This window comes from Brevundimonas sp. UBA7838, from assembly GCF_002500885.1.
Classification (GTDB): Bacteria; Pseudomonadota; Alphaproteobacteria; order Caulobacterales; family Caulobacteraceae; genus Brevundimonas; species Brevundimonas vesicularis_C.
Genome location: NZ_DLTK01000001.1, coordinates 1 through 7273, shown reverse-complemented (window position 1 = coordinate 7273; position 7273 = coordinate 1). Strand labels below are relative to the sequence as shown.

7 protein-coding genes and 2 pseudogenes are annotated in these 7273 nt (G+C 67.1%); 7 read left to right on the top strand and 2 right to left on the bottom strand.

What is annotated here, in order from left to right; genetic code table 11:
• A partial coding sequence (locus tag B3T77_RS00045; RefSeq protein ID WP_292075816.1) for a hypothetical protein occupies nucleotides 1-449 on the top strand: 449 nt, incomplete at its 5' end.
• Between the two features lie 75 nt (nucleotides 450-524).
• Here B3T77_RS00045 and B3T77_RS00040 read toward each other — a convergent pair.
• Complete coding sequence (locus B3T77_RS00040; RefSeq protein ID WP_292075814.1) at nucleotides 525-1463, bottom strand: alpha/beta fold hydrolase; 939 nt, start codon at nucleotides 1461-1463, stop codon at nucleotides 525-527.
• 118 nt (nucleotides 1464-1581) lie between these two features.
• Between B3T77_RS00040 and B3T77_RS00035 the strand changes: the two genes are divergently transcribed.
• From B3T77_RS00035 to B3T77_RS00020, 4 genes and pseudogenes are all read left to right on the top strand, one after another.
• Nucleotides 1582-2151: a TonB-dependent receptor plug domain-containing protein gene (locus B3T77_RS00035; protein ID WP_292075812.1), complete on the top strand. Its 570-nt coding sequence runs from the start codon at nucleotides 1582-1584 to the stop codon at nucleotides 2149-2151.
• 17 nt (nucleotides 2152-2168) lie between these two features.
• On the top strand, nucleotides 2169-3767 hold the full coding sequence (locus tag B3T77_RS00030) for a TonB-dependent receptor (RefSeq protein WP_409514566.1): 1599 nt from the start codon (nucleotides 2169-2171) through the stop codon (nucleotides 3765-3767).
• Nucleotides 3677-4869: pseudogene (locus B3T77_RS00025) on the top strand (PepSY-associated TM helix domain-containing protein). Before B3T77_RS00030 ends, B3T77_RS00025 begins: the two are co-directional and overlap by 91 nt.
• Nucleotides 4866-5063 carry a hypothetical protein gene (locus B3T77_RS00020; RefSeq protein ID WP_292075808.1) on the top strand — a complete coding sequence of 66 codons (198 nt, stop codon included), beginning with the start codon at nucleotides 4866-4868 and terminating at the stop codon, nucleotides 5061-5063. The pseudogene B3T77_RS00025 and the gene B3T77_RS00020 overlap by 4 nt, the downstream one beginning before the upstream one ends.
• Here B3T77_RS00020 and erpA read toward each other — a convergent pair.
• Complete coding sequence (gene erpA, locus B3T77_RS00015) at nucleotides 5047-5364, bottom strand: iron-sulfur cluster insertion protein ErpA (protein ID WP_409514567.1); 318 nt, start codon at nucleotides 5362-5364, stop codon at nucleotides 5047-5049. The two genes, B3T77_RS00020 and erpA, sit on opposite strands and share 17 nt — an antisense overlap.
• Before the next feature lie 141 nt (nucleotides 5365-5505).
• Between erpA and B3T77_RS00010 the strand changes: the two genes are divergently transcribed.
• Entirely contained in the window at nucleotides 5506-6696 is a 1191-nt protein-coding gene (locus tag B3T77_RS00010) for a deoxyguanosinetriphosphate triphosphohydrolase (protein WP_292075802.1), read from the top strand.
• 76 nt (nucleotides 6697-6772) lie between these two features.
• Nucleotides 6773-7273 (top strand): annotated as a pseudogene (locus B3T77_RS00005) (hypothetical protein); the annotation flags it as partial.

Below are 7273 nucleotides of genomic sequence, written 5' to 3'. Positions count from 1 at the left end.
TGAGAAACGGGGGTCACGTCATTACGCAGAACCGGATGAGCTTTCCCGTTTGCCGAACGCTTATGGAGCAGCCTGGTGTGATGGAGTTCTTGTTGGACCAATCAGAGGATTGGAACGAACTAAGGGCCGAAAATCGAGAGCGTCTTACCGCAAGGCATAGAGCGTTTGTCGATGCACTGACTGCGCTCGAAAATGAGGAGCCGAACCGAGTGAGTTTGGTTAGGGGTTTTCGAGACGAGAATATTGCGCATGAGTTGCGGTTCGACGTTCTGCCTCAGCGTCCGCAGTATGATCACATCCATGGGCTGATTGATGAAGCCTCGGTGCTTATCGGCCACCTGATGTTAATCGTTGAGGGTGTGGCTATTCATTGGCAGGACGGCGACATAGACGGAAGCGTCACGTGGTTATGGAATGCAGTGGCGGACGCGAGCAGACGCGACGATTAGCGTAGAAATTTCAATCATCTATTGCTGCTTTCCGTCCAAAATTGCCGCTGCGACCGTCGGTTTCAGCAGCCGCGCTCAACTCCCGTTCGCCCGAATGAACGCCCCCACATCCTCCGCCACGCCCGGCGCCAGCGGTAACGCCGGATCGGCATAGGTCGCCATGTTGGCGGCGCGGTCGGCGGGGGCGGTCTTGAGGAGGTGGTTGACGCCGTCCCAGAGTTTCAGCGTGGCCCTGGGATCGGCGGCGGCCAGGGCTTGCGCGTCCGCGACGCCGATCTGGAGGTCGGTGGTCCCCTGGCCGATGAAGACTGGGCCGTCGTAGACGGCGAGCAGGGCGGCGGGGTCCAGCGGCAGCCACGAGATCAGATAGGGTTGGACCGACGGGCGGAACAGGGCCGCCAGCGCGGGCGGCGTGTCGGCGACGGTGCGGCCGGCTTCGAGCTCGCTCAGGACGACGAAGGCCTGGGTCTTCAGGGGGTCGGGCAGGCCGGCTTGAAGCTGTTTGCGGATCACCACGCCGGCCGGACGACCTGCGCCGGACAGCAGGATCAGGCCGCAGATCTTGTCGTCCCCACCCTCGACCGCCCTCAGAGCGACCAAAGCGCCTTCGCTGTGGCCAATCAACCAGGCGCAGGGCTTTCCGGCGCGCGAGGCGGCCTCGGCGGCCCAGGCGCGGGCGTCGGCGGCGTAGTCGTCGAAACGCAGCCCGGTTTCGTCGAGCCCGGCGGCGGCGCTGGCCGCGATGCCTCGCTTGTCGATGCGCAGGGTGGCGATACCCTGTTCCGCCAGGCCCTCGGCCAGCAGCCGATAGGTGGAGGCGGCGACGCCCATCGGGCTGTTCCCGTCCCGATCGGTCGGGCCGGAGCCGGGCAGGATGACGGCGACGGCCGTGGGCGGCTCGGGCGTCAGCAGCGTGCCACGCAAGGCCGCGGGCTGGGCAGGCAGGGCGATGTCGGTCGAGACCGGGCCGGCGAGCAGGCTGGCGGCGACAAGGGCGTGGGTCAGCGTCAACATTGCAGTCTCCTTTGTGGAGAGGTCAGACGAGAAACCGCTCGAATGCAATATGTCGCGGGCGCGGCGGATTGCATTGCGCCCACCGATCGGGCTAGGGACGCGCAACTTGATTTTGAGAATGCGTATCAAAATGCCCTGCCTTCGCCGTGCCTCTGTTCTTTTGACCGCCAGCGCCCTTGCGCTGACGCTCGCCTCGCCGGTGCTGGCGCAGCAGGCGATGGCCCCGGCGGAGCTGGGCGAGATCGTGGTGACGGGATCGCAGGTTCGGCTGACGGCGCCGGCGGCGGGCGGTCAGGTGGCGCGCGGCGGACGCATTGGTCTGCTGGGCAATCTGAGCGTGATGGACACGCCGTTCTCGACCGCCAACTACACCGAAAAACTGGTGCGTGATCAGCAGGCGCGCGGCATCGGCGACGTGCTGCAGAACGACCCGACGGTGCGTGTGTCCAAGGGCTTCGGCAACTTCCAGGAGCTGTATGTCGTTCGCGGCTTCCCGGTCTATTCGGACGACATGAGCTACAACGGCCTCTATGGCGTCTTGCCGCGCCAGTTCGTGGCGGCCGAACTGGTCGAGCGGGTCGAGGTGTTTCGCGGAGCCAGCACCTTCCTGAACGGCGCTGCGCCGGGCGGAACGGGGGTCGGCGGCGCCTTCAACCTGACGCCGAAGCGGGCGGGCGACGCCCCCTGACGCGCCTGACCGGAGGCGTGTCGGGCCGTGACGAGATTTACGCCGCCGCCGACCTGGCCCGCCGTTTCGGCGACGACGATGAATGGGGCGCGCGCCTGAACATCGCCAGCCGTGCGGGCGAAAGCGCCGTCGAGGACGAGACCGGCCAGCTGCGGGTCGTCGGCCTGGGGCTGGACCGGCGAGGCGATCGCGCCCGGTTTTCGGCCGATCTGGGCTGGCAGGATCACCGGATCGATGCGCCCCGTCCCAGCGTGACGCCGGGAACCGCCATCCCTGACGCGCTCTCGGCCGACAAGAACTTCGCCCAGCGCTGGACCTACACCGACGAGGAGCAGCTGTTCGGCGCCGTGCGCGGCGAGCTCGACCTGACCGACAGCATCAGCGCCTGGGCCGCCTTCGGCGGGCGTCAGGGCGAGGAAGACAACAGCCTGGCCAATCCGCGCGCCGATGCGGCGGGCGCGATCCGCGGCTATCGCTTCGACAATATCCGCGAGGACACGGTCTGGTCGGGCGACATCGGCGTGCGCGCCGACCTGACGACCGGCCCGATTGAACATCGTCTGGTCGCCTCGGCCTCGCAGATCCAGTCCAAGTCCAAGAACGCCTGGGCGGCGTCGAGCTTCGCCGGCTATGCGATGGGGACGCTGACCAATCCGCTGTTGTCGCCGGCGCCGGCCATCGGCAGCGTCTCGGGCGATCTGGATGATCCCAACGTCACCGAGCGGGTCAAGAACACCAGTTTCGCCGTCGCCGATGTGCTGTCCTTCCTGGACGGACGGGTGCTGGCGACCGTCGGCGTCCGCTATCAGGAGATCGAGACCCGATCCTATGCCTATGCCGACGGCGCATTCACGTCGGGCTATTCCAGCGACGCGACGACGCCGGCCTTCGCCGTGGTCTACAAGCCCAGCGACACGATCTCGCTGTACGCCAACTATGCCGAAGCTCTGGTTCCGGGCACGACCGCGCCGGCGATGGTCAATGGCGTGACGGTGTCGAACGGCGGCGAAGTGCTGTCGCCGTTCCGCGCCGAGCAGGCTGAGATCGGCGCCAAATACGACGCCGGTTCATATGGCGGCACGCTGAGCGTCTTCCGCACGACCCTGCCCAGCGCCTTTTTCGATCCGAATACCGCTGTCTATTCGGACGGCGGCGAGCAGGAGAACAAGGGCGTCGAGCTGACCGTCTATGGCGAACCGGTCGCCGGACTGCGTCTGATCGGCGGCGCGACATGGCTGGACGCGGAGATCAATCGGTCGCTGACCGCCGCCAATGCGGGCAAGTCGGCGATCGGCGTGCCGGACTTCCAGGCCAATCTGAACGTCGAGTGGGACGTGCCGATGGTCAGCGGCCTGACGGTCGAAGGCCGGGCGATCCATACCGGCGCCCAGCCGGCCAATGCGACGAATACGCTGGAGCTGGAAAGCTGGACCCGGTTCGACGCCGGGGTCCGCTACGCCTTCGTGGCGGGCGACAAGCCGGTGACGCTGCGGGCGCGGGTGGAGAATGTCGCGGACGAGGATCAGTGGGTCGCGGTCGGCGGCTATCCGGGATCGAACTATCTGACGTTGGGCGCCCCGCGGACCTTGCGTCTGTCGGTCTCGACCGAGTTCTGATCCGCGTCGGCCGATGCACGCCCGGACGATCCGCGCCTGGACCTGGACGCACAAATGGTCGAGCCTGATCTCGACCCTGTTCCTGCTGATGCTGTGCGTCACGGGGCTGCCGCTGGTGTTCAGCCACGAGCTGAACGAGGCGCTGCTGCATGAGCCGTGGGCGCCGAAGAACCCGGATGGCCAACTGCTGACGCTCGACGAGGTGCTGGCCGCCGGTCTGGCCAAACATCCGGGCGAGGTTCCGGCCTTCATGAGCTTCGACGAAGACCGGCCGGTGGTGAACGTCACCAGCCGGGCGCCCGATGCCCCGGCCGGCAAATACAGTTTCGAGCCCATCGACCAGACCAGCGGCGAGGGCGCGCCGCTGGTCGCCGGTCATCCGGTGATGGAGTTCCTGCTTCAGCTGCACACCGACATGTTCCTGGGTCTGCCGGGAATGCTGTTTCTGGGCGCGATGGGGCTGTTGCTGGTCGTCGCCGTGGTGTCGGGCGTTGTGCTGTATGCGCCCTTCATGCGTCGGCTGCCCTTCGGGACTGTGCGGGTCAAGAAGGCGGCGTGGACGCGGTGGCTGGACTATCACAACCTGCTGGGCGTGGTGACGGCGGCCTGGGTGCTGGTGGTGGGGCTGACGGGGGTGGTCAACACCTTGGCGACACCCATCCTGGCCTATTGGAAAGAGACGGCGCTGAAGGAGTTGACGGTCGCCTACGATGCGCCCGCCCCCGCCCAGGGCCGGGCCTCGCTGGACGCGGCGGTGGAGCGGGCCAAGGCGGCGCTGCCGGGCATGAAGCTGCAGTTCGTGGCGTTTCCGGGAACCAACTATTCGACCGACCACCACTATGCCGTCTTCTTCCACGGCGACACGCCGCTGACGACGCATATGACGACGCCGGCGCTGATCGACGCGCGGACAGGGGAACTGGCGGCGGTGGCGCCGATGCCTTGGTATGTGAAGACCCTGTCGCTGTCGCAGCCGCTGCATTTCGGCGACTACGGCGGGCTGGCGCTGAAGATCCTGTGGGCGCTCTTGGACATCGCCACCATCGTGATCCTGGGGTCCGGTCTTTATCTGTGGCTGGGCAAGGGGAGACGGAAGGCGTGAGCCGTCGCCGTCACAACCCGAGGGATCTGAGCCTGTGGGCGATCTTCCGCGCGCCCATCGTTCTGTTCACGCTCAGTCTGATTGGGCTGGTGGGCGCGCTGTTGCAGGATGGGGTGTGGGACTGGGCCTTTGCGGCCTTGCTGGCCTCGCCCGTCCTGGCGACCGGCTGGGCCGTCGTCAGATCGAGAAGCTGACGCCGCAGCCGCAGCTGGAGGCCGCGTTCGGGTTCCTGACCACGAACTGGGCGCCGGCCAGTTCATCGACGTAAGCGATCTCGGAGTTCTTAAGGAAGGGAACCGAGACGGGGTCGATCAGGGCGGTCTGGCCGTCGGCCTGGATGCGCAGATCGTCGTCCTGGGCCGTCTCGCCCAGTTCGAACCGATATTGAAAGCCCGAACAGCCGCCGCCGTCCACCGCGACCCGCAGCATCAGGGTCTTGCCCTCGGCCGCGCCCAGCTTGGCCAGGCGCTTGGCGGCGCTGGCGGCCAGGACGATGCCTTCCGGCGCGCGCGTGGCGACGGTGAAGGCGGGTGTGGACGGTTCTGTGGATTGGACGGTGCTCACGGCTGTCTATATGAGGCGGGCAGGGCCGTTCGCAAAGGCCCCCCGCATCAAAGCAGCCTCAAAGTTGATGACTTGAGCCACACAGACCTCGCCTCCTACGCCGAACGCGCCGACCTGACCCAGGGCCGCCGCGTTTTCGAACCCGCCAGCCGCACGCGCACCGCCTTTGCGCGGGACCGTGACCGCATCATCCATGCGACGGCGTTCCGGCGGCTGAAGGAGAAGACCCAGGTCTTCGTGGCGCATGAGGGCGATCACTATCGCACCCGTCTGACCCATTCGCTGGAGGTGGCGCAGATCGCGCGGTCGCTGGCCCATGCGCTGAGGCTGGACGACGACCTGGCCGAGACCATCGCCCTGGCCCACGACCTGGGCCATCCGCCCTTCGCCCATGCCGGCGAGGACGAACTGGTGGTGCAGATGCGCGATCATGGCGGGTTCGATCACAACGTCCAGAGCTTCCGCGTCGTGACCGAGCTGGAGAACCGCTATCCGCAGTTCGACGGGCTGAACCTGAGCTGGGAGACGGTCGAGGGCGTCATCAAGCACAACGGCCCGGTATTGCACCGGCTGGACGAACCGGCCTGGTCGGTCGTGCGCCCCTATGCAGCCGGGGGCGAGGCGGGGTGGGACCTGCGGCTGGGGACGTTCGCCTCGCTGGAGGCCCAGTGCGCGGCCATCGCCGACGACATCGCCTATAACAATCACGACGTGGACGACGGAGTGCAGGCGGGTCTGATCACCCTGCGCGATCTGGATCAGGTGCCGCTGATCGGGCCCATGTTGGCCGAGGTGCGCCGCGAATATCCCGACATCGACGACCGGATGCTGCGCATCGAGGCGGTGCGGCGGATGATCGGCGTCATGGTCGAGGACGTTCTGGCCGAGACGGCGCGGCGGCTGGAGGAAGACCGGATCGTCACGACCGAGGACGTGCGGATGGCCAAGCGCACGATGGTGGATTTCTCGCACGCCATGCACGTCGATCTGGCGGTGCTGAGGAAGTTCCTGTTCGAGCGGATGTATCGCCACTACCGCGTCAACCGCACACGCAGCCAGGCGCGGCGCGTGCTGTCGCAGCTGTTCGAACTCTTCATGGCCGAGCCGGAGGTGATGCCGCCGGAGTGGGGCGAGCCGGCTATGACCCCGGATAAGACGCAGCGGGCGCGCGCGGTGTGCGACTACATCGCCGGCATGACCGACCGTTACGCCATAGAAGTGCACCAGAAGCTGTTCAGCCTCGACCTCGCCCTCGATCTGTGATTCGAAAGATGCACGCGGGGGCGTAGAGTGATCGTTCGGCGCGCCGATTCGCGCCGACAGACGGCGGAGCGCGACCATGTCCTTTGAAGACGACAACAAACCCGGCCGGGGCGCCTATACGCCGCCGACCGACGACGACCTGCCGTTCCGCCGCAACAGCTATGACCCGCGCAGCGGCCGCAATGTCGGCTCGGGCGGGGGCAAGGCGCCGCCGGTGACATTGATCATCAGCGTCGTCGTTTTGATCTTGATCGCAGTCGCCGTCGCCTGGCTTTACGGGCGCTCAGGGCTGCGCGCCTCGACCGACGCGCCGCCGGCCGTGGGTCAGCCCGTCGGCGAGATGAAGACCGCCGCGCCCATCGACGCCCAGCCGATTGATCCGGCCGAGGGCGTGCGCGTCTATCGCGACGAGACCGAGACGACCGATGCGCCCGTGACCTTCACCCCGCCGCCCGAGGCGCCCCAGCCGCGTCCGGCCGCGCCCCCGACCACCTTCCACCACGCGACCGAGGCCTACAAGCTGGCGCCGCAACTGGCCGCCAACGGCATCTGCGCGGCCATGTGGACCGGCTGGTGG